This window comes from Nocardia vinacea NBRC 16497 (assembly GCF_000308835.1).
GTDB lineage: Bacteria > Actinomycetota > Actinomycetes > Mycobacteriales > Mycobacteriaceae > Nocardia > Nocardia vinacea.
In genome coordinates, this window is sequence record NZ_BAGN01000202.1 from 54,633 (window position 1) to 77,387 (window position 22,755).

A 22,755-nucleotide genomic window follows, 5' to 3' on the forward strand; every position below is an offset into this window, starting at 1 on the left:
TCACGGGATGGTGAGCACCTGGCCGGGGTTGATGGCATCCGGGTTGTCGATGCCGCTGGCGTCGGCGATCTCCTGGTAGCGGTTGCCGTCGCCGTAGAAGCGCTCGGCGATCGCCCACAGGGTGTCACCCGGCTCGACCGTGTAGGTTTGCGCGGCCGGCGGCGGGGGCGGAACCTCTTCGGCGGCGGGCGCGGCGGCCTGCTCGGCAACCGGCTCCGGCTCCGGGGCGGGCAGCGGGTTGTCGGTCTGGGTGTCCGACGCCCACAGCGCGCTGCCGTCCGTGCCGTACAGCACCACATTGCGGTCGGCCTGCACGGTCAGCCGGTCCGCTTCCCGGCCATTGGTTTCGGTCGCCCAGGCGGCGCCCTCACCCTTGTAGAGCACGAAGTTGCCGTCCTCCTGCAGGACGGCCCGCTCGACACCTTGATCGTGAGTCAGAGTGGACCACACGACATTTCCATCCGGTTCCGACAGCACCAGATTGCCATCGGGCTGCAGGGTCAGGGTGTACGCACCGCCGACCAGAGACTGGCCGAGCCCGAGTTCTTCACCTACGCGCAGCGTGTCGCCCACGTTCTTCCTTTCGAAGATTTTACTGTGCCAACCATTCCGACTCGATGCGTGCCGCTTGGCACGCATCGGCCCCCGAATGTACTGTGCGGGCGAGCGGCGCGGAGGTATTACGCGCAGGCTTAGCCGAATGTTCACTGTGTTGGCTTCATAGCTCTATCATCTTGTCGCACAATCGGACGCGACTGTTCTCCTGGTTTGCTGACACGGTTTGCCTCGACGCATCGGCTCGTGGATTAGGGTGGTCGGTATGTATCGGATGTCGCGAGTTCGGCCAGCCGCAGTCGCCGTCGCATTGTTCGTCGGCCTCGCCGTCACCGCATGCGGTGGCTCCGATAACGGTGGGACACAAGTGAAAACGACCACGAGTGCGGCGAAGAGTACGCCGACCGAGGGTACACCCGCCGACGCGGGCCGGATGTTCGTCGCCGATCCGACGATCGTTGGCGCGCATCCGATTCCGTTCACGTCCTGGTCACGGGTGGCCGATGATCGGATCGCGGTCAACTTCGAGACCGGATCGCCGGAGTGCTACGGCGTGGATGCCGGCGTGACCGAGACCGATTCGACGGTCACCGTGGAACTTCGATCGGGTACGCGCGCCGATGCCGTCGGCCGAATGTGCACCATGATCGCGGTTTTCGGCACCCTCGAAGTGCCACTGAAGGCTCCCCTCGGCAGCCGACAGGTCCTCAGCGCGGTCTAGACGGGTTCGGCGACCGCGTCCGAGAGGGCGGCGAATTCGAGGTAGGTTGCGGGTTTGGCTGGGCCCCAGGTCTTTTGCGCCATGACGCGCAACGGCATCGTGATCGATGTGGCTAGCCGGCCCGGAGTCTGTGCGGTCGGATCGTCGCACCATACGTATAGACCGGAGCCGAGACTGCTCGCATTCTGCTCCGGAGTCAGTCGGGTGCCGTCCACGAAAAGCGTTGGGTCCCAGAGCTCGTAGGCCAGTGGGGCCGGAATATTGCCGATGGCGCCCGGTCCGCCGGTCACGTAATAGGTGGGCGTGAAGGCGGCGTTCTTCACCTGATGTCCGGCGGCAATGAGATCCGGTGCGGTGCGCGCGATTCCGAAGAACGGCAGGGGCAATTGCGGGATGCCCGCGCGGCTCCAGAAGTCGATGACGATATCGCGATCGGGCGTGATGGTTCCTTCGCCGGTGTGCAGTCCGTCGTTCCAGATGCGTGGACGTTTGCCGTGGGCGCGCACGATTTCGGCACCCCAGTTGATAAGTCCGAAGTAGGCGTCGACCGGCTGGGCCTGCGGGCCGTAGGTGGCGCGGGCGTATTCGCCCAGTTGCGGGTACTCGTCCATGGATACGCTGCGGGTCCCCTGAAGGAGGAACTCGTCGGCGCCGAGATGCCAATAGCGGCCGGGGAATTGGGGCAGGAATTCCTCCAGGATGTCGCGCATCAAGTCGTAGCTTCGTGGGTTCGAGATATCGATGGCGGAGTCCGAGACGACTCCGGCCGAACTGCGCAGCTTCAGCTCAGGATGCGGCGCGAGGATTCCGTTCATATGGCCCGGGAAATCCACCTCCGGCACGATCTCGACCTGATAGCGCGCCGCGTACTCGATCAGATCGCGTATATCTTGCTTCGAATAGTGTTCCGGCGCAGTGATTTCCGGATGACGCATGCTCTCGAGTCGAAATCCGAAGGTGTCCGAGAAGTGCAGGTGCAGCAGGTTGAGTTTGAGCTGGGCCATGCGCCGGATCTGATCGCGCAGCATATCGACCGGCATGAATTCGCGGCCGACGTCGAGCATGAGTGAGCGTTCGCGGTAGTCGGGCCAATCCGTCACGGTGCCGCCGGGAATCGCGGTGTTCCTGCGCAGCATCTGCAGTGCGGACCTGGTGGCGTAGAAGGTTCCGGCCGTGTCCGAGCCCTGGAGATCGAGGGTGTCGCCGACCGCTATCCGGTACGACTCGGGAGTGTTCGGCGCACCGTCGACCGGACCGTTCCGCAGCACGATGTCACCGGGATCACCGGACGAACCCGACTGTGCCACAACACCATTGCCGGTAACAGTACTCAGTCCGTCCGCAAGATCTACTGCGGCGGCGCGCAGCCCGTCTCCGGCATACACCACTCGCGCATGTGCGCCGAGTGTGAACCCGGTGCCGCCGGGAGTCCAGCTCTGCACCGACGGAACCGTCAGCGGTGCTGCCTGTTCGGCACGCGCCTGGGGCTGCGCGACGAGCACCACGGCCGCCATAGCCACCACACCGGATACCACCGCACGAGTCACCACACCGGTCACTCTACGAAAACCGTCCCGCTCTGCCCGGCAGTTGACGTATGACACGCAAAGAGGGCGGGAGCCCGTGGCTCCCGCCCTCTTCAGGGATAACTCAGTGAGCGAAGTGGCGAGATCCCGTCAGATAGAGGGTGACTCCCGCTTCGCGGGCCAGGTCGATGGTGTCCTGGTCGCGGACCGAGCCGCCGGGCTGCACGATGGCCCGGATACCGGCCTGGATGAGCTGCTGCGGACCATCGGAGAACGGGAAGAACGCATCCGATGCGGCGACCGAACCCTTGGCGCGGTCACCGGCACGCTGCACCGCGAGACCCACCGCATCGACCCGGTTGACCTGGCCCATGCCGACGCCGACCGAGGCGCCGTCGTGGGCGAGCAGGATCGCATTGGACTTCACAGCACGGCAGGCGCGCCAAGCGAACTCGAGATCGGCAAGGGTTTCCGCATCGGCCGCCTCACCCGCCACCAGGGTCCAGTTCTCGGGGTTGTCTCCGGGGGCGTCGAGGATATCGCGGCTCTGCAGCAGTGCGCCGCCGCTGATCGGGCGCAGCTCCGCACCGGCGCGGCGCGGCGGCTCGGCGACCAGGATGCGCACATTCTTCTTGCGCTGCAACACCTCGACGGCGCCGTCGGCATACGACGGCGCGACGATCACCTCGGTGAAGATGTCGGCGACCTGTTCGGCCATCTCCACGGTGATCTCACCGTTGGCCGCGATCACACCGCCGTAGGCGCTCACCGGATCGCATGCGTGCGCCTTGCGGTGCGCCTCGGCGAGATCCGCGCCGATCGCGATGCCACAGGGGTTGGCGTGCTTGATGATCGCGACCGCCGGTGCCGAATGGTCGTAGGCGGCGCGCCAGGCGGCATCGGCGTCGGTGTAGTTGTTGTACGACATTTCCTTGCCGTGCAATTGCTTTGCCTGCGCCAGGCCCCGGCTGCCATCGTTCTGGGTGTACAGCGCGGCGGCCTGATGCGGGTTCTCGCCGTAGCGCAGCACCGAGGCACGTTCCCAGGAGCCGCCGATCCAGCTCGGGAACCGCTGCGCGGCAGCCTCATTCGGCGCAGTGGCGGGGGCGAGCACGCTGGTCATCCAACTGGCGACCGCGACGTCATAGCTTGCGGTGTGTTGGAATGCCTTGGCCGCCAACGCGGTCCGCTCGGGCAGAGTGAAGCCGCCCGCTTGCACCGCGGCGAGCACTTCGTCGTAGTCGCCGCTGTCGACGACCACCGCGACCGACGGATGGTTCTTGGCCGCCGCGCGCACCATGGACGGACCGCCGATATCGATCTGCTCGACGCATTCGTCATTGCTCGCGCCGCTGGCCACGGTCTGAGTGAACGGGTACAGGTTCACCACCACGAGCTGGAAGGCCTCGACGCCGAGTTCGACCAACTGGTCGACGTGTTCGGCCTTGCGGGTATCGGCGAGGATGCCCGCGTGCACCCTCGGGTGCAGGGTCTTGACCCGGCCGTCCAGGGTCTCCGGGAATCCGGTCAGATCCTCGACCTTGGTCACCGGGATGCCCGCGTCGGCGATCTTGCCCGCCGTCGAACCGGTCGAAACCAGTTCGATACCGGCGGCGTTCAGCCCGGTCGCGAGCTCGATGAGCCCCGTCTTGTCGTAGACGCTGATCAGCGCCCTGTGAATCCCCTTACGCTCACTCACCGAAGTACCCGCTCATCTGGAATTACTGCCTTTCGTCCGTCGGAGACAATGCCTCTGGTGGCGACGGCGGCGACAACCTCCGCCAGCAACCGTCGCTCGACAACCTTGATGCGCTCGTGCAGCGTGGCCTCGTCGTCATCGCCGAGCACCGGCACCGCCTCCTGGGCCAGGATCGGTCCGGTGTCGATGCCGGAATCGACCAGGTGCACGGTCGAACCGGTGACCTTCACCCCGTAGGCGAGTGCGTCGCGGACCCCGTGCGCGCCCGGGAATGCGGGCAGCAGCGCGGGGTGGGTATTGATGATCCGGCCGCCGTAGCGGGCCAGGAAGACCGGGCCGAGGATCTTCATGAATCCGGCCGAGACCACCAGATCGGGTTCGTAGGCGGCGACCGCATCGGTCAGCGCGACATCCCAGGCGGCCCGATCGGGGAAGTCCTGCACTGCCATCCGGAAGGCCGGAATCCCCGCGGCGGCCGCGTGTTCGGTGGCCTGGCAGACGCGGTCGACGCCGACTGCGACGACGGTCGCCGGATACTCCGGAGCGGCGGCGGCCTCGATAAGGGCACGCAGCAGGGAACCGGTGCCGGAGGCCAGCACGACGACGGTCGCCGGGGTCGCGGATGGCACCCACGGGGCATTCGAAGACGACTGGGGGTCGGCAGCCGGCGGAACCGGCGGGGTGGGCAAGCTCAGCGGTCCACTCCTGCATGTCGGTCGAAAGGGCGGAGGCGGTGTTACACCACCGGGTAGAGCCTAACGACCGTCCACCCGGTCACTTTCCGGCAGGTCCGCCTCCACCACTTCGGCATCGACAATGTCGGGGAAGCTATAGCTGCCCGCGGCGCCCGAGGTGACGATGGCGGGCTGCTCGTCGACCAGTTCGCCGTCGAGTTCCACCTCGAAGTCGGGACCGGCGTAGTCGTCGTAGTCGTCGTAGTGATCGTCCTCGTAATGATCGTCATACTGATCGCTGTCGTCGTCGTAGTAGTCGTCTTCGTAGTAGTCGTCGTCGTCGTAATCGGCGTACTCGTCGTCGTACCCGGTCACCGGCGCGCCGATGGGAACGACGATCCAGCGCGCGAACACCAGACCCACATATCCGGTTAGGGCCAACCAGCCGAAGGCCACCACCGCGAAGATCGGCAAGTCGAGCCCGAACTGTCCGAACGTTCCGAGGACACCGCCCGCCACCGCGCCGAGCAGCACCAACGTCACGGTCGCCACCCCGGCTGAGGTCAGCGTCGCCCACGGCGCGGCCGCGCGGTCGTGGGAGGTCCGTCCGATATCGATCCCGCCGAGCACACCCACCGCGGCCGGAATCAACAGCAGCACCGGCCACCAGCCTTCGGCGGGCCCGGTCGGCACCGCCGCCATGAGCGGAACGGCCGGAATCGGGCCGCCGACAACGGAAAATACGCCGATCGACGCATCCCCGAATTGCGCGCCTGAGCCGACGAGCACGCCGACCGTCGCGATCACCACATTCGGCAGATACGCCAGCGAGAGCAGGATCAGCCCGAGCACACCCGCCGCATTGCCCGCGGTGTGAAAGGTGTCACCGATGCGCGACCAGTGCGCGAGGAAGGACACGACGACGACCGCGGTGGCACAGGTCAGCAGGCGTACCACCGTTCGGCCTGCGCCGAATGTGCCCGCGATCGCCCAGTCCGGCAACCGCAGGAGCGTGAACAACCGACGCCGACTCCGGCTCGCGATGCCACCGGCCGCGCCGACCAGATGTACGCCGCCGACCCAGCCGAAGGCGGCCAGCGTATTCGGCGGATGCAATGCGACCACACCGGAGGCGTCCTCGGCGACCGCCAGACAGACGGCCGTGACCAGCAGCGGTCCGGCCAGCGCCGCACCGACGATCCAGCCGAGATCCGCGCGCGAACTGTCCGGCTCGACCGCGCGGGCGCAATCGCGACCGGTCGCCCAGGCGAACAGTCCGGTCGGCAGCAGCGGTAGGAGTTCGAGTGAGGTTTTGCCGATCACCAGCGGAACCTGGTGTGCCGCAAGCCAACCCGCGGCGATTGCACCCGAGGTGCCGGCCAGGTTACTGCCCGAGGACAGTAGGGCGGCCAGTATGAGGACGACGACGGCGACGAGCGCGTAGGTCGTCGGCCTGGCCGCGACCAGGAGCAGCACGCGGGCGCGCTCGGGGGTCAGCGATAGAAATCCGGCCTCGTCGAAAATGTCCGCGGATGTGCGCGGCGTCGATCGGTCGCTCCGCGCCGAACGTCCCGGCGCGCCGCGGGACTCGGCGGTCCGGCGAACAAGAGGAGATCTCGAGGAGCTCATGGAAATTCAGCGTGGCAGCTCCCCCGGCGCGAGCGAGTCAGGCGCGCCGACCCGTTCTGGGCGCGCCGGGAGAGCCGACGAACTACTTGTTCTCGTCCGGACGGAATGCGTGGGTGGCGTCCGAGGACGGGTCCGAACCGGATTCACCGCCGAACGGTTGGTTCTGCTGGCCCTGCTGCCCCGGTTGGCCCTGTTGGCCCTGGCCGAAACCCGGTGTGCCGTACTGCTGTCCGGACTGCGGGGTCCCGAAGTGCTGGGTAGCACTCTCATCCGGGCGGGGCTGCGCGGCAGGCGAGGAGCCGTAGGGCGAACCCTGCTGCGCCGCACCGTATCCGGGCTGCTGACCGTAGGAGGGCGGCTGCTGGCCGTAGGACGGTTGCTGACCGTAGGTCGGCTGGCTCGGCTGACTCTGACCGTAGGGCTGCTGCGACTGGTACTGCGGTGCGCCCTGGCCGTACTGCCCCGGCTGGCTCTGGCCGAACTGACCCGGCTGACCCTGACCGTACTGGCTCGGCTGACCCTGACCGAAGGCCGAGGGCTGCCCCTGTCCGAACGCACCCTGCTGGCCGTAACCGCCGGAGCCGAAACCGCTCGGCGGGGCCTGCGGGGTCGCGGGCTTGGGTGCGGGCGGGGTCAGGATGCCGGATTCGAAGAGCACAGCGACGATAGCGACGGCCGTCTGCACGAGCGCGAGGAATAGCAGCACGTAGGCGCCCCACTTCAGCTCGACGTTCAGATTGTCGGGCGTGGTGAAGGACAGGAACAGCGTGCCGAGGAAACCGGCGGCGGATGCCGCGGCCGCGGCGCCGGTCCAATTCTGCTTGGGCAGCAACGAAAGTCCGGCGAGCAGGCCGCCGAGCAGCAGGATGGCCAGCAGTCCCGCCGCGCCGAAGTACTGGAAGAGGCTGAGCGTGTCATTCCCTTCGACCGTGACACCTCTCACTTCCCGCGGCTTCTGACCGAAGAACGGAAGGAAGCCGAGCAGGAAGTTGATCACACCGAGCGCGGCGACGCCGACCACCAGGAAGTACGGCAGGCCCTTCGCGGTGGCCTCGGTGCCGGTACCAGCCGATTGGCCGGAGCTGGAAGGTACGGGTGGCGTCGCGGGTGCGTTGTACCCGGAGCCCCCGGTCGGGTATGACATGGTGGTCGTCTCCTAGGTCGAGTCGTACGTCGTCTGAACGGCTGGATCTCTACTTGACGCTACTGCACTCGCTTGCCCAGGTCACCCTTAACCAACTGGCCGGGCGACCGAAAAACGGCGTCTACGCTGGTCCTGTGTGAATCTGCGCCGACCGATAACAATTCGGCGCTACCACCTCCGATGGGAACGCACTTCGGCCCGGAGCAGACCGCTCCGGGCCGAATCCCCTCCGGTGCGCCCCGAATGAACTAGCGGGGCACGACATACCAGGCGCCGTAGCTGCCGACGCAGTCGAAGTCCTGCCATTCGCCGGTCCGGATGCCCTCGTTGCCGCGGGCGAGGCACTGATGTTCGTATTCGAAAGGGCCGAGGTTGCCCGGCTGGGCCTGGGCCGATCCGGTGCCGAACGGCCCCGCGACGGCGGGGGCGATACCGCCGACGAAGCCGGCGACGGTGAGGGCGGCGATGGCCGCGATGCGGGCGGGGCGGATGCGATTGATGGTCACTGTCTGCGCCTTTTCTCTGGTTGGTTCCTTTGGCGATGACCAGAGTCCCGTGCGGCCGTCTCAGCGCGATTTCATCCGCATTTCACGAGGTAGTGCCCGGTTTTTCGAGTCTGTTGAGGTAGCGCTGCCAGCCGAAACCACTGGTCCGGTAGACGGACCGGGTGCGCTCGACCAACTCGCCGTCCGGGTCGCCTTGGGCGTGCCGCAGCGCGACTTCGATCGCGCGGGCCGCGAGTGCCGGGACGCCGCCGGGAGCGGCCGCGTCGTGCTCCGCGAGCAGTGCCGCGGCCTCGTCGAGTTCACCCTTGGCGATGAGGACGTCGGCGAGTTCGAGCCGGGCCAGACCGGCCTCCTCTTCGTGGGCGAGCGCGGCGCGGCAATAGGATTCGGCGGCGTCGAGTTGTCCGGCGGCCAACGCGACCGCGGCACGGGTGAGGTCGTTGAGCGGCAGGATCTGTCGATCGTCGAGGCGGCGGGCGTAGCGGTCGGATTCGTCGACCATCGCGAGTGCGTCCTCGGCGCGGCCCAGATCGAGCAGTGCCTTGGCCTGATTGCTCAGGCCGCGGGAGAGGCCGTGCTCATCGTCATTGGCGCGGTCCACCTCGGTGGAGCGCTGGTAGGCGGCGAGAGCGCCTGCCGCGTCACCCGAATACAACAGCGCGGTGCCGAGTGCGTCGGCGAAGGATGAGGCCTGCGTGACACGCACCGCCAGCCGCTCCCCCTCGCGCAGGCGCTCGACCGCCGCCGGGAGTTCGGCCCGCTCGATATCGACGATGCCCTGGTAGTAGCGCACGGTCTGGGCGAGTTCGATGTCGTCCAGTGGCGCGGCGACTTCGCTTGCTCTGACCAATTGTGCTGCGGCGGAATCGAAATCGCCGGTCATCAGGGTGTGGAAGCCGTAATGACTCTGCGCCTGCGCCAATTCGGCCGGCGAAGTGTCGGCGGGCAGCGAGTCGATCAGTGCGCCGTAGTGGCGTCGCGCCTCGCGGAACCAGGCCCTGGCCAGCCAGGGGACATGCATTGCGGTGGCGAGTCGTAAACCGGCGGCGGCTCTCGGTGTGCCGGGTGCGTTTTCGAGAGCGGCGAGGATATTCGGCCATTCGGCGAAGACCGCCGCCACGGATTCGGCCGTTGCGAAATCGTCGGGCTCGCCGATCTTTCGCACCAGATCGAGACACCAGTCCACGTGCCGGGCACGTAGGGGGTCGGTCTCGTGGGTTTGCGCCAGTTGTGCGAGTGCATAGTCGCGGACCGTCTCCAAGAGCACGAATCGCCTTGTCACACCGTAGTTCTGGACCGTCACCAAGCTTCGATTCACCAGATCCGCGAGTGCGGGCGCGATATCGCCGCCTTCGAGATCCGCGCCGGGCGTGACAGCTTCGGCCGCCTCCAGCGTGCACCCGCCCGCGAATACCCCGAGCCTGCGCAGTACCGTCCGCTCCCGTTCGGCCAGCAGTTCATAACTCCAATCCAGGGCCACCCGCAGACTCGTATGCCGTCCTCCCCCGGCATCCCGCGCCCCGCCGACCAACAGCCGGACCCGGTCGTCGATGCGCTGCGCGAGTTGCGAAATCGTAAGCGTCCGAGTGAGACCTGCGGCCAACTCGATCCCCAGTGGCAGCCAATCCACCGCCGCGCAGATCCGTACCAGTTCCGCTCGCTCATCGACAGTGACCAATCCGTGCAATCCGGCACGTTCGGTGAACAGCGCGACGCCATTGCCACGTTCCAGCGGACCCAGCGGATAGACCGACTCGCCCGTTACTCCCAGTGCTCGTTGTGAAGTGATCAAGATACTGGAATCGGCTGCTGCAGTTGCCAATTCAGTAACGGGTTCGATCAGATGCTCGGCATTGTCGAGGATCAACAAGACTTGCTGTGCGTTGTCGCCGGTGTGGACCGAATTCGTCGATGCCACGAGGTCACGTTGCGCACTCGAGCCAGCTGGGATTTCCGAAGTACCCAACGCCGCAACAATTCCCGGCAAGACGTCATCGGGGTCGATCGGAATGTCTTCCGTCAGGCCATTCGTCTCGAGTACTGCGAGCACTGCGGGCAGCACGTCCTCGGCTCGGGCCAGGGGTGCCAGTTCGACGAAGGCGACCGGGCGGCCGGAGTTGGCGGCGGCACGGGCGAGTTCGGCTGCGAGGCGCGACTTTCCGCTGCCTGCGACGCCGACCAGGGTGGTCAGGCCGGGTTCGGCGAGGCGGGCACCGAGCGTGTCGAATTCGCGGCCGCGGCCGATGAAACTGGTCGCCGGGGCCGAGACGACCGGGTCGGGGTGTGGTGCGGCGGTTGCTGGTTCGGTGGTGACGGGCGTTGTGGGGATCGGCGCGGCATTCGCGGGACGCAGAATCGGATCGTGGTCGAGGATGCGCAGCTCCAGCGCGGCCGTCTCCGGTGCCGGGTCGACACCGAGTTCCTCGGCGAGATTTCGGCGCAGGCGGGCGAGCCGGTCGAGTGCGTCCGCTTGTCGCCCAGTGCGATACAGCGCCAAGGCCAGCAGACCCGAGAGCGGTTCGTGCAGCGGATACCGCGCCACCAGGCCGGTCAGTTCGGTGACGACCTCCCCGGCCGCTCCCAATTCCAGATTGGCCTCCAGCCCTGCCACGGTCAGCGACAGCCGCCAATCGTCGAGTCGGTCCCCCTCGGCCGCCGCATACGGAACGCTGCGCAGATCGGCCAGCGCGGCTCCACGCCACCGCCCCAGCGCCTCTCGCGCGGCCGCCGCGACACCGGCATGGTCACCAGCCCGACGCGCGGCATACAGCCGCTGCGCCGCTGCCTCCGCGGTCACCAGATCCGCTGCCCTCGAGCTCGCGTGATATCCGGCAGGCGTCCGTCCGATGACCTCCGCATGCGCCCCGAGCGCCGCCCGGAGCCGCGAAACCACCACGCGCAGCCGCTGTACCGGTCGCTCGACATCCGCGCCCCACAGATCCTCGGCCAGCCGCCCATCCGGAACCGGCACACCGTTCGCCAATGCCAACCGCACCAGCACCGCACGCTCCAGTTGCCGATCGATGGCGACAACGTCTTCGCCTGCCCAAAACTGCACTGGGCCCAACACCAGCACATCCACGACACACAGCATGGCAGTGCCGCGGCGTCGCCGCCCAGCCGCCGCCCCGAACTGCGCAAACCACTGCACCGGGTACTGAATCCCCAAAAGTTCTCTACCCGTAGCGGCTTCAGCGTCAGGACTGCGCCGCGCTGTGCACAGCCAGATGGCCAGTTGCCGCCTGGCCGGGAGGTCTTCGCCGAAATCGACTGCAACGATCCCGACCACCGACTGAAACCCTAACGGCGACAAGCATTCCAAAACGGACACAGGTCTGTTTCAGGGCGGTGTCGTGGTGGGTTGGGCATGCCAAGCTGTCAGGCGATGCTCACGTACACCCAAGCCGTTGTTATCGGCGCACTTCAAGGCATAACCGAACTGTTCCCGATTTCCAGCCTGGGTCATTCCGTTTTGGTGCCCGCATGGCTGGGTGGGTCCTGGAGCGATCTGGTCACCCAGGGCGATTCCGATTCCGGCACACCGTATCTCGCCTTCGTCGTCGGGCTGCATGTGGCGACGGCGATCGCGCTGCTGGTGTTCTATCGGCGCGACTGGGTCGAGATCGTGGTCGGCTTCCTCACCACACTGCGGACCCGCCGGATCGAGACCTCGACACAGCGCCTGGCCTGGCTGGTGGTCCTGGCGACCGTACCGGTCGGTGTTCTCGGGTTGCTGCTGGAACACCCGTTGCGCACCTTGTTCGCGAAACCTCTTGCGGCGGGCCTGTTTCTGACGTTGAACGGAGTTGTACTGGTCACCGGTGAGGCGATGCGTCGCCGCAGCCAGCCGACGCTGTCCGACTACGGCCGCCGCTTCGCCGAGTCCGAGGCACGGGCCAAGGCCATCGAAGAGGGATATTTCGTCGCGACGGCGGAGGAGCCGACCGGCCTCGGCGATCTGTCGGCCAAGGACGCGTTGATCATCGGTGCCTCGCAGGCAGGCGCATTGTTCGCGGGCATCAGCCGCTCCGGCATGACGATGGTCGGCGGCCTGCTGCGCGGTTTGGACCATGAGGACGCGGCGAAATTCGCCTTCCTGCTTGCCACTCCGGTCATTCTGGCGGCGGGCGTGCTGAAGCTGCCGACGCTGGCCGGTCCACAGGGCGACGGCATCCTCGGTCAGGTGCTGGTCGGATCGATTGTCGCGGGCGGCGCGGCGTATCTGGCGGTCCGCTTCCTGGAGCGCTACTTCAAATCGAATTCACTGCTGCCGTTCGCGATATACAGCCTCGTCTTCGGAATCGCTTCGGTAGTCCATTTCTTCTGATAGAACGCCGAAGGCCGCCACCCCGATCGGGATGGCGGCCTTCATTCGATCAGCGAATCAGGCGGTGACGCTTGCCTTCTCCAGGATCTCCCGCGCCAGCGCGGCGGTCTCGGACGGCGTCTTGCCGACCTTCACGCCGGCGGCCTCGAGCGCATCCTTCTTCGCCTGGGCGGTACCGGCCGAACCGGACACGATGGCGCCCGCGTGGCCCATGGTCTTGCCCTCGGGGGCGGTGAAGCCCGCGACGTAGCCGACGACCGGCTTGGTGACATTGGCCTTGATGTAGGCCGCGGCCCGCTCCTCGGCGTCGCCGCCGATCTCACCGATCATCACGATCAGCTTGGTCTCCGGGTCCTTCTCGAACGCCTCGATGGCGTCGATGTGGGTGGTGCCGATGACCGGGTCGCCGCCGATGCCGATGGCGGTGGAGAAGCCGAAGTCACGCAGCTCGTACATCATCTGATAGGTCAGGGTGCCGGACTTCGACACCAGGCCGACCGGGCCCTTGCCGGTGATGTTGGCCGGGGTGATGCCGACCAGCGCCTCGCCGGGGGTGATGATGCCGGGGCAGTTCGGACCGATGATCCGGGTCTTGTTGCCCTTCTCCACGTTGTAGGCCCACGCGTACGCGGTGTCCTGCACCGGAATGCCCTCGGTGATGACCACGAGCAGCGGGATCTCCGCGTCGATGGCCTCGATGATGGCGTCCTTCGAGAACTTCGGCGGCACGAACGCGATGGACACGTCGGCGCCGGTCGCCTTGATGGCCTCTTCGACGGTGCCGAAGACCGGCAGCTCGACCGCGTTGCCGTCCTTGTCGGTGTGCGCGACGGTGGTGCCCGCCTTGCGCGCGTTGACGCCGCCCACGACCTGGGTGCCGGCCTTGAGCATCAGCGCGGTGTGCTTGGTGCCCTCACCGCCGGTGATGCCCTGGACGATGACCTTGGAATCCTTGTTGAGGAAGATAGACATTTCCGGTTTCCTTACTTGGCCGCTGCCAGTTCGGCGGCCTTGTCGGCGCCTTCGTCCATTGTCTGCGCAAGTGTGATCAGCGGATGCGCGGCATCGACGAGAATCTTGCGACCCTCGTCCACCTTGTTGCCGTCGAGACGGACGACCAGCGGCTTGTTCGCCTCGGCGCCAAGGATCTCCAGCGCCTTCACGATGCCGTTGGCGACCGCGTCACAGGCGGTGATGCCACCGAAAACGTTGACGAACACGCTCTTGACCTGGGCATCACCCAGGATGACATCGAGGCCGGCGGCCATGACCTCGGCCGAGGCGCCACCACCGATGTCGAGGAAGTTGGCGGGCTTGACGCCGTTGTGGTTCTCGCCCGCGTAGGCGACCACGTCGAGGGTGGACATGACCAGACCCGCACCGTTGCCGATGATGCCGACCTCGCCGTCGAGCTTGACGTAGTTGAGGTCGTTCTCCTTGGCCTTGAGCTCGAGGGGATCGGTCGCGTCCTTGTCCGCGAACGCCTCGTGCTCCGGGTGCCGGAACTCGGCGTTCTCGTCCAGGGTGACCTTGCCGTCGAGCGCGAGGATCTCGTTGTCGGGGGTGCGGACCAGCGGGTTGACCTCCACCAGGGTGGCATCCTCGCCGATGAACACCTCCCAGAGCTTCTGGATGGTCACGGCCGCGGCGTCGAGCACGTCGGCGGGCAGGTGGCCCTGCTCGGCGATCGAGCGGGCGAACGCGAGGTCGACACCCTTGACTGCGTCGACGGGCACCTTGGCGAGACGCTCGGGCTTGGTCGCGGCGACCTCTTCGATCTCCATACCGCCTTCGACCGAGCACATGGCCAGGTAGGTGCGGTTGGAGCGGTCCAGGAGGAAGGAGATGTAGTACTCCTCCGCGATGTCCTTGGCTTCGGCGACAAGGATCTTCTTGGTGATGTGGCCCTTGATATCCAGGCCGATGATGTTCTGCGCGTGCGTGAACGCGTCGTCCGGGGTGGCGGCGAACTTGACGCCACCCGCCTTGCCGCGGCCACCGGCCTTCACCTGGGCCTTGATCATCACCGGCTTGCCGATTTCCGCCGCGATGGCGCGGGCGTCCTCGGCCGTGTCCGTGACGCGGCCCTCGGACGAAGGCACTCCGTGCTTAACGAAGAGCTCCTTCGCCTGATATTCGAAGAGATCCATGTACTCACCGTCTCGTCTGCGTTGTGATGACAACGTCTTTGTTGGCGGCCCGACGTCGGAAGCGGGTCGGGTCGGACTTTAACCAGTCACATGGAGGGCCAAACGGCCACGTTCATCCTAAGTGGCGCAGGTCACGGGGTGCTGCCCAGGGCGGGAAAACGCCTGGCCAAGGCTACTCGCCAGTAGGTTGCTGACGGCGCGCCAGGTAGAGCAGCCGAACCGGTCGACCGACGGCCTTCTACTACGGTTCGTCGTCGCTTTGCCTCACCCGCATGCCCCGATCACAGTGAGATATTCCGGTGCGTTACCGTGATCAATCTCACATGTTTGGATTGATCGCACGTAGCGCTTGCGGACCCCGCAATCGTTTCGTTACCGTCATTGAGGTCGATGTCACAACACGGTCACGACTAGGAGGACGGCAAGCTTGACGCAGCACAGCGCTCCGCAGACGGAGAGCCGTTCCTTAACGCCTCTGATCAGGCAATTCGACACCGTGATCTCTCGCTCGATGATGTGGCACCACCGATGAACCATCGCTCGACCTTCGCAACCGAAAATCGCGCTCGCTCCGGACATCGTTACCGGTCCGATGATGACGAGGGATTCGGTGGACATTCCAGTGCTGCGATAGATCCGTTCGGGACTTCGTCGCGGCGTGCCGGTGAGCATCGATATGCGACCGGCGGACACAAGGACAGCTCGTTGAGTGCGAACGATTCTTGGGCACGATCCGATTCCGCTTGGGGACAATCGCGGGCCGATTCGTGGGCGCAGCCGCAGGCCGACTCGTCACCGCAGGTTGATTCGTGGGGGCAGTCGCAGGCTTGGACGCAAGGCGATTCCTGGGCCGATGGCGGCGCGTGGGCGTCCGAAGATTCTTGGACTCCCGAGGGCAACGAGACCTGGAACGCCGACTCCGAGGCGTCATGGACGCCGGAGGCGGACGGGTCGTGGGACGCCGACGAATCCTGGGATGGCGACGGATCAGGATCATGGGAAGACAGCGACTCCTCCTGGGAGTCCGAGGATCCGGAAGGCCCGGCGCGGCCCACTGTGTTCCCGGGCCGTCGGGCGAGCCGCGGTAATGGTGGCGCGCATCGGATGCCCGCGCCCCCCGCCTCGCTCAAGGGCCGCGCCGCGGTCGTCGCCGTCGCCGCGGGTGCGGTGGTCGCCGCCGGACAGGCCGCCTTCGCCTCGCCCGAACAGCCTTCGCAGGCCGTCGATTACGAGGCCGCCGGACAGATTCACGAAATCGCGGCGCAGTCGGTCAGTGTGGCCGATCCGAATACTTCGCCGGATTCGCCGCAGGTACTGAATGTTTCGGCGCCGACGAATCTCGGTCAGTTCGGCGACATGCTGCAAAAGGGGCAGAAGTTCGCCGACGATATGGCGGCGCAGGAAGCCTCGAAACTCCGCCCGCTGTTCACCAAATTCGCGGCAGGCAATTTCACCTCCGGATTCGGCGCCCGCTGGGGCGTACAGCATCTCGGCGTCGATATCGCGGGCCCGATCGGCACTCCGATCTACGCCGTCGCCGACGCCACCGTGATCGAAGCAGGTCCGGCATCCGGATTCGGTATGTGGGTGCGACTGCTGCACGATGACGGCACCGTCACCATCTACGGTCATATCGACACCGCAACGGTGTCCCAGGGTCAGCGCGTGCTGGCCGGTGATCAGATCGCCACCATCGGCAACCGTGGTTTCTCCACCGGCCCGCACTGCCATTTCGAGGTGTGGTTGAACGGTGTCGACAAGGTCGATCCGCTGCCGTGGTTGGCGACGCGCGGTATCAGCTTGGGTCAACAGCGCGACTGAGTTGCTCGCCGGGTAAGCGACTTCCTTTGGAGTCGGTGTATCTCTGCGCGCTTGGAGCCGAATTCAAAGTACGGCAATAAGATTCATCGGACGACTGGTTGCGGTACCGCTATCGATTCGTTACCGTCGATGGACCCGTTCCCCTTCCGTAGTTGTGACCAGAGGATGAAAATCTCGATGCGCGTTGCGAACACTCTGAGCGCCGTCCACGACACTCGAAGACCAGGAACTTTCGAACTTTCCTCGCGTTCAGGACAATTCGGGCGAGCCAGTGGTGTGATGCGGTTAACGCGATGACGCGAGAGTGGTTATCGGACTCCAGTGGGCGAGGGGTGCCGGTTCAGCATTATCTAGATAATTCTTGGCAACATCCGGGGGATTTCAACGGGGGTGAATCCTGGAAGCTGAGTGATCCATGGTCGCAAGCGGATTCATCGTTGGATAGTGGTATCCAGAGCTATGGCACTGGGCAGAATTATGGCGCTGATCAGGGCTACAGCGCAGGCCAGAGTTACGGCGGCAGTCAGGATTTCGGCACAAGTCAGTCCTACAGCACACGCTCCGATCAAGGCGCGAGCCGGATCTACGACGCAACCCACTATGACGGCGACAGCCTGATTTACAGCGCGGGCGATGGCGGCTGGCACCAACTCCGTGACGGGAATGAGAACGTGGACTGGAGCGGCGTCGCTATCCACGAATACGGCGCAAGCCAGCGCGATGGCACAGGGCCGAGCCACGACGCAGGCCAGAACTCCGACGCAAACCACGATTACGGCGACAGCCTGACTTACAGCGCGGGCGATGGCAGCTGGCACAGCTTCGGCGACGGCCGCGATCGGAGCCTTGACTGGAACGGCGTCGCCATCCGGGATCACGCCGCAGGGCAGGACTACGACGCAGGTCTGGATTACCGCGATAGCCTGATCTACAGCACGGGGAATGCCGACTGGCACGGGTTCCCCGACGGCCGCCATCAAGGTCTGGACCGGTACGGCCGCGCCACTCAGAATCACGGCACGAGTCAGAGCGAGGGCACAAGCCAGGCCTACGACGCAAGTCAGGATTACGGCCAGAGCCGGGACCAAAATGCGGGCAGCGGGCATGAGTTCGGCGACGACCGGGATGAAAACCTGGAATGGAACGGCGTTGCTGTCCAGGATTACGACACAGGCCTGGGCTACAGCACAAGCCAAGACCACAGCGCACGCCAGGATCACGGCGACAGTCTGGAATATGGCGACAGTCTGGAATATGACGCGCGCCCGAATTACGGCGCAAGCCTGGGGCACGGCATAAGCCAGACCTACGACGCAAGCCCGGATTACGGAAACAGCCTGGACCACGGCATGGGCGATAGCGGCTGGCGCCGGCTCCGCGGCGACCGCGATCAGAGCCTGGACTGGAACGGCCGCGTTATCCAGAGCCACGGTGAAAGCCAGAGCGAAGGTGTAAGCGACACAAGCCTGAGTGCCGGCGTGCGCCAAGAGCACAATGCACGCCAGAACGATGGCGTAGACCACGATTACGGCGACAGTCTGCGACACAGCGCGGGCAATGCCGACTGGCGCGGGTTCGATAATGGCCGTGATGAGGGCGTGGACTGGGAAGGGCTCCAGGATCGCGCTGTCACTCGGCGCGACGATGCTTTGCGGAATCACGGTGCGGCTCGGGGTGGTCGCGATTTCGAGGGTGTGGGCGGTGCTCGGAATGTCGGGGCGGAGACAGATCGGGTAGGTGATGCCGCCGATTCGGCGGGGCGGCGGAAGCGACGGGGTGGCGCGCATCGGGTGCCTGCGCCGCCGCGGGCGTTGAAGGGGCGGGCCGCGGTTATTGCGGTGGCGGCGGGGGCGATTGTGGCGGCGGGGCAGAATTTGGCGGCGGGTAGTGAAAAGTCGCCGCAGACAGCGGAATTGCAGGCTGTCGGGCAGCAGCAGGCGTTGGAGCCGGTGAGCGCTGACCTGCCGACGACACCGGAGTTGCTCGACACGGCGACACCGACGAGCCTCGGGCAGTTCTCCGATGTGCTGGAGAACGGCGATAAGTTCGCGCAGGATCTGGCGGCGGAGGTGGAGGCGAAGCTGCGGCCGCTGTTCACGAAGTTCGCTTCGGGCAGCTTCACCTCCGGGTACGGCGAGCGCTGGGGCGTGCTGCATCCTGGTGTCGACGTCGCCGCCCCCATCGGCACACCGATCTACGCGGTCGAGGACGGCACCGTTATCGATGCCGGCCCAGCCGCCGGTTTCGGCATGTGGGTACGGATGCGCGGCGACGACGGCACCGTCACGGTGTACGGCCACATCAACACCGCACTGGTCTCGGTAGGCCAGCACGTACTCGCGGGCGACGAGATCGCCACCGTCGGCAACCGCGGCGAATCCACCGGCCCCCACTGCCACTTCGAGGTCTGGCTCAACGGCACCGACCGCATCGACCCCCTCCCCTGGCTCGCCACCCGCGGCATCAGCCTCGGGCCCGAACGCGACTAACCCCCGCTGGCGCCCCACAAATGTTCACCATGCGCTGATGGCGGCATCGGTGAGAGGCCCACGCCACCAGCGCATCGTGAACATCTGATCAGCTGGTGGTCGCCCGGTTTCGACGATCCGGAGTTGTCCAGCCGAAGCCTGCGCATAGATGACGCCGACAGTGCCCCGCGTATATCTCCCAGCCGTACGGCCCGACCGGCGCTTACGTACCCGCTCCGACGCGGAACGGTCCGGCACTGAAGCGCAGGGCTACGGCGCGGCGGCGATCGCCAGGCCTAGCAAGCTCACGACCTTGACTACCTCCAACCCCACATACCAATAGTGAGCGTGCGAGCGCGGTAACTCCGCGCCCGCGAGCACGCGGTCCGAGCGGCGGGTCAGCAGTGGCCGGACCGCGAGGAGTTGGATTGCGAGGATCGCGGCGGCGACACCGAGCCAGATCCGAACCGCATCGCTGGGTGCGACAACCAGGGCCGCGACGATCAACAGGGCGGCGAGGACGGCCTCCACGATATTGAGCGCCCGGAATACCAACCGTCCGATGCCGAGGCCGAGCGGCACGGTTATGCCCGGCGCCCGGAACTTCAGCGGCGCTTCCAGGAACGAGATGGCCAGCACCATGCCGAGCCACAGCATCGGAAGCAACCACAGCAGGTGTTGCGCGACGGTTTCCATGTCGCGCACGCTACCGACCGCATCGTCGATAGATCAGGGTCGAAGGCCCCTATCAGAGCTTGATCAGGGTGCGGCTGTATTGCGGGATGAGGCGGATCTTGCCTGCGGTGCCGAAGTCGATCGTGACGGTCGCCAGGGGGCCGAAGCCTTCGGCTGCTACCACGCGGCCGAGGCCGTACTTGTCATCGCTGACTCGATCGCCAACAGCCAGTACGAGATTGGCATTGTTGCGGCTGGCGCCACCGGGTGCGGGGCGGCGTGGGGCGCGGTCGCTGACGCCCGGTCGCTGCTGATTCCAGCCGTCGCGAGTCCAGTCGTGTTCCAGACCGTCGTCGTCGCCGCGGCGGCGGATGCTGCGGGTGAGTGGCGACCCTTTCGGCTCCAACCGCTTCCAGTCGACGAGGTGGGCCGGTATCTCTTGCAGGAATCGGGATTCCGGATTCGAGACCGGCTGCCCCCAGCCGGAACGCACCACAGCGCGGGTGACGTAGAGCCGTTGCCTCGCCCGGGTGATGCCGACGTAAGCGAGGCGGCGTTCCTCGGCCAGTTCGGTCGGATCGCCGAGTGCGCGCATGTGCGGGAACTGCCCGTCCTCCCAGCCGGTCACGAAAACCACCGGGAATTCCAGGCCCTTGGCCGTGTGCAGCGTCATCATGGTGACCACGCCGGTGCCCTCCTCGGGCAGCTGATCGCTATCGGCCACCAGCGAGACGCGTTCGAGGAAGGCGGCGAGCGAGCCCGGGTCGGGTTCGCCCTCGGCCACCTCCGGCACCAGTCCCTCTTCCCGGGCGGCCTCGGCATTGTTGTAGGCCTCGGAGCTGAATTCCCGCGCGACGCTCACCAATTCGTTCAGGTTGTCGAGCCGGGCACCGTCCTGCGGATCGTCGGAGCCCTCCAACTCGGCTCGGTAGCCGGTGCGGTCGAGAACCGCCTCGACCATATTGCCGAGGTCGGGGAAGTCCTGATCCGCCTGCGCACCGGCCTCCCGCACCTCTTCGAGCAGGTCGAGGAATCCGGCGATCGCGCGCTGCGCCCGCGTATTGAGCAGTGCCACTTTGCCATCGGCCGCATCGCGCAATGCCGCGGCGAAACCGATGCCGCGCTGTTCGGCATGCACCGCCACACAGGCCTCGGCCCGGTCGCCGATGCCGCGGCGCGGAGTGTTGAGGATGCGGCGCAGGCTCACCGTATCGTCCGGATTGTCGAGCACGCGCAGGTACGCGACGATATCGCGCACCTCCTTGCGCTCGTAGAAGCGCACGCCGCCGACCACCTTGTAGGGCAGTCCCATGCGAATGAAGATTTCTTCCAACGCGCGGGAATTGTTGTTGGTGCGGTAGAAGACCGCGACATCGCTGTAGTTGGCATCACCCGCGTCCACCAGCCGGTCGATCTCGCGCGCCACGAACGAGGCCTCGTCGTGCTCGTTGTCGGCGACGTAGCCGGTGATCAGATCGCCCTCACCGGAGTCGGTCCACAGCCGCTTGTCCCTGCGCTTCTCATTGCGCGATATCACCGCGTTCGCGGCGGACAGAATGTTCTGGGTGGAGCGGTAGTTCTGTTCCAGCAGAATGGTTTCCGCATCCGGGAAGTCGCGCTCGAATTCCTCGATATTGCGGATGGTCGCGCCGCGGAACGCGTAGATGGACTGGTCCGCGTCACCGACGACGCACAGTTCGCTCGGCGCGACCGCGTCTTCGGTCTGCTCCGCCGCGTGATGCCCGACCAGCTCGCGGACCAGGATGTACTGGGCGTGGTTGGTGTCCTGGTACTCGTCGACCAGCACATGCCGGAACCGGCGACGGTAGTACTCGGCGACCTGCGGATGGTTCTGCAGCAGTGCCACCGTTTCGCCGATCAGATCGTCGAAGTCGAGTGCGTTCGCCGAACGCAACCGGCGCTGATATTCGGTGTAAACGCGGGCGACGAGTCCGGGCAGTTCGGTTTCGTCGGTTTCGGCATCGGCGGTGGCCTGCTCGGGCCCGATGAGCTCGTTCTTCAAATTCGAGATGGCGGTGGCCAGCAGCCGCGCCGAATATTTCTTGACGTCGATATCGAAGTCGCGGCTGATCATGGTGAGCAACCGCCGGGAATCGTCGGCGTCGTAGATGGAGAAATTGGAATTCAGGCCGGGCAGCAGCGCCGCCTGCATGCGCAGGATGCGGACGCAACTGGAGTGGAAGGTCGAGACCCACATGTTGTTCGCGCGCGGACCGACCAGCCCGCTCACCCGCTCGCGCATTTCGGCGGCGGCCTTATTGGTGAAGGTGATGGCCAGGACCTGACCAGGCGTTACTCCCCGAGCGGCCAGCAAATAGGCGATGCGCCGGGTGAGCACGGCGGTCTTGCCAGAACCCGCGCCCGCGACGATCAACAGCGGCGCACCGGTGTGTACGACCGCGGCGCGCTGCTGCGGGTTGAGGCCGTCGAGCAGTCGCTCGGCCTCCTCCGCGCGACGTTGCTCACGTTCGGCGCGGCGCTTTTCTTGTTCGACACGGTGCTTGTCGTCCACGACACGCCGCGACGCTGCATCGTCGGCCGGGTGCACTACCCCCGGCGCGGTGGGCACGGCAGGGTCGCCCATCTCCCCGGTGCGAGCAGCGTCGACCAGCGGTTTCTGCGCTGAATCCTGGTGCCGAGTCCGCCCGGCCTGCGTCTGGGGAGCCACCGTGATGTCCATCGTCCATCCACGCTACCGGCGGGCACCGACAGAGATGAAGTCTCGGTCGACATCGGTGTCCATTCCGCGAACAGCAGGTGAACCGCCCCGGGTCGACAGGGACGTCGGAACGTGCAAGCCTTCTCAGGAGATTCACAAAATGAAGCGTTTTGCATTGCT

16 protein-coding genes are annotated in these 22,755 nt (G+C 66.0%); 4 read left to right on the forward strand and 12 right to left on the reverse strand.

Going from position 1 to position 22,755, the window contains the following annotated elements; translation table 11 throughout:
• The gene (locus ON44_RS28320) at positions 1 to 573 is read right to left on the reverse strand and encodes a LysM peptidoglycan-binding domain-containing protein (protein ID WP_040695441.1); all 573 of its coding nucleotides are present in this window, start codon (positions 571 to 573) and stop codon (positions 1 to 3) included.
• A 349-nt stretch (positions 574 to 922) separates the two neighbouring features.
• Here ON44_RS28320 and ON44_RS28325 point away from each other — a divergent pair, with 349 nt between their 5' ends.
• Positions 923 to 1,276 (forward strand): hypothetical protein, encoded by a 354-nt coding sequence (locus ON44_RS28325; RefSeq protein ID WP_306306527.1) that lies wholly within the window; start codon positions 923 to 925, stop codon positions 1,274 to 1,276.
• On the opposite strand, the gene ON44_RS28330 is transcribed toward ON44_RS28325, so the two are convergent.
• The 7 genes from ON44_RS28330 to ON44_RS28360 form a co-directional block, all read right to left on the reverse strand.
• On the reverse strand, positions 1,273 to 2,826 hold the full coding sequence (locus ON44_RS28330) for a beta-N-acetylhexosaminidase (protein WP_157187338.1): 1,554 nt from the start codon (positions 2,824 to 2,826) through the stop codon (positions 1,273 to 1,275). The two genes, ON44_RS28325 and ON44_RS28330, sit on opposite strands and share 4 nt — an antisense overlap.
• Positions 2,827 to 2,926: 100 nt before the next feature.
• Positions 2,927 to 4,501, reverse strand: coding sequence for a bifunctional phosphoribosylaminoimidazolecarboxamide formyltransferase/IMP cyclohydrolase (gene purH, locus ON44_RS28335; RefSeq protein WP_040695442.1), 1,575 nt, complete (start codon positions 4,499 to 4,501; stop codon positions 2,927 to 2,929).
• The gene (gene purN / locus ON44_RS28340) at positions 4,498 to 5,130 is read right to left on the reverse strand and encodes a phosphoribosylglycinamide formyltransferase (RefSeq protein ID WP_051182545.1); all 633 of its coding nucleotides are present in this window, start codon (positions 5,128 to 5,130) and stop codon (positions 4,498 to 4,500) included. The genes purH and purN overlap by 4 nt, the downstream gene beginning before the upstream one ends.
• 126 nt (positions 5,131 to 5,256) lie before the next feature.
• Positions 5,257 to 6,804 carry a cell division protein PerM gene (locus ON44_RS50505; RefSeq protein ID WP_040695443.1) on the reverse strand — a complete coding sequence of 516 codons (1,548 nt, stop codon included), beginning with the start codon at positions 6,802 to 6,804 and terminating at the stop codon, positions 5,257 to 5,259.
• A gap of 82 nt (positions 6,805 to 6,886) precedes the next feature.
• Positions 6,887 to 7,948: a DUF5336 domain-containing protein gene (locus tag ON44_RS28350; protein WP_040695445.1), complete on the reverse strand. Its 1,062-nt coding sequence runs from the start codon at positions 7,946 to 7,948 to the stop codon at positions 6,887 to 6,889.
• A gap of 248 nt (positions 7,949 to 8,196) precedes the next feature.
• Positions 8,197 to 8,454, reverse strand: coding sequence for a hypothetical protein (locus ON44_RS28355; protein ID WP_040695446.1), 258 nt, complete (start codon positions 8,452 to 8,454; stop codon positions 8,197 to 8,199).
• Positions 8,455 to 8,536: 82 nt separating this feature from the next.
• Positions 8,537 to 11,743 (reverse strand): AfsR/SARP family transcriptional regulator, encoded by a 3,207-nt coding sequence (locus ON44_RS28360; protein ID WP_157187339.1) that lies wholly within the window; start codon positions 11,741 to 11,743, stop codon positions 8,537 to 8,539.
• A 96-nt stretch (positions 11,744 to 11,839) separates the two neighbouring features.
• Between ON44_RS28360 and ON44_RS28365 the strand changes: the two genes are divergently transcribed.
• Positions 11,840 to 12,781, forward strand: coding sequence for an undecaprenyl-diphosphate phosphatase (locus ON44_RS28365; RefSeq protein ID WP_245567365.1), 942 nt, complete (start codon positions 11,840 to 11,842; stop codon positions 12,779 to 12,781).
• A 57-nt stretch (positions 12,782 to 12,838) separates the two neighbouring features.
• Here the strand turns inward: ON44_RS28365 and sucD are convergent, their stop codons facing one another.
• On the reverse strand, positions 12,839 to 13,753 hold the full coding sequence (sucD, locus tag ON44_RS28370; RefSeq protein ID WP_040695450.1) for a succinate--CoA ligase subunit alpha: 915 nt from the start codon (positions 13,751 to 13,753) through the stop codon (positions 12,839 to 12,841).
• 11 nt (positions 13,754 to 13,764) lie between these two features.
• Positions 13,765 to 14,931 carry an ADP-forming succinate--CoA ligase subunit beta gene (gene sucC, locus ON44_RS28375; protein ID WP_040695451.1) on the reverse strand — a complete coding sequence of 389 codons (1,167 nt, stop codon included), beginning with the start codon at positions 14,929 to 14,931 and terminating at the stop codon, positions 13,765 to 13,767.
• A 705-nt stretch (positions 14,932 to 15,636) separates the two neighbouring features.
• On the opposite strand from sucC, the gene ON44_RS28380 reads away from it, so the two are divergent.
• Complete coding sequence (locus tag ON44_RS28380) at positions 15,637 to 16,752, forward strand: M23 family metallopeptidase (protein ID WP_245567366.1); 1,116 nt, start codon at positions 15,637 to 15,639, stop codon at positions 16,750 to 16,752.
• Positions 16,753 to 18,290: 1,538 nt separating this feature from the next.
• Complete coding sequence (locus ON44_RS52835; RefSeq protein WP_373283218.1) at positions 18,291 to 19,241, forward strand: M23 family metallopeptidase; 951 nt, start codon at positions 18,291 to 18,293, stop codon at positions 19,239 to 19,241.
• 249 nt (positions 19,242 to 19,490) lie between these two features.
• Here ON44_RS52835 and ON44_RS28395 read toward each other — a convergent pair whose 3' ends face one another.
• Both ON44_RS28395 and pcrA read right to left on the reverse strand, forming a co-directional pair.
• Entirely contained in the window at positions 19,491 to 19,916 is a 426-nt protein-coding gene (locus tag ON44_RS28395; protein ID WP_040695455.1) for a hypothetical protein, read from the reverse strand.
• Between the two features lie 52 nt (positions 19,917 to 19,968).
• Positions 19,969 to 22,596 (reverse strand): DNA helicase PcrA, encoded by a 2,628-nt coding sequence (gene pcrA, locus ON44_RS28400; RefSeq protein WP_245567367.1) that lies wholly within the window; start codon positions 22,594 to 22,596, stop codon positions 19,969 to 19,971.
• Positions 22,597 to 22,755: the final 159 nt, after the last annotated feature.

Coding starts and splice junctions, on each gene's coding strand:
- ON44_RS50505 (WP_040695443.1), bottom strand. CDS start 6,804: ATGAGCTCCTCGAGATCTCCTCTTGTTCGCCGGACCGCCGAGTCCCGC.
- ON44_RS28365 (WP_245567365.1), top strand. CDS start 11,840: ATGCTCACGTACACCCAAGCCGTTGTTATCGGCGCACTTCAAGGCATA.
- sucD (WP_040695450.1), bottom strand. CDS start 13,753: ATGTCTATCTTCCTCAACAAGGATTCCAAGGTCATCGTCCAGGGCATC.
- sucC (WP_040695451.1), bottom strand. CDS start 14,931: ATGGATCTCTTCGAATATCAGGCGAAGGAGCTCTTCGTTAAGCACGGA.
- ON44_RS28350 (WP_040695445.1), bottom strand. CDS start 7,948: ATGTCATACCCGACCGGGGGCTCCGGGTACAACGCACCCGCGACGCCA.
- ON44_RS28395 (WP_040695455.1), bottom strand. CDS start 19,916: ATGGAAACCGTCGCGCAACACCTGCTGTGGTTGCTTCCGATGCTGTGG.
- pcrA (WP_245567367.1), bottom strand. CDS start 22,596: ATGGACATCACGGTGGCTCCCCAGACGCAGGCCGGGCGGACTCGGCAC.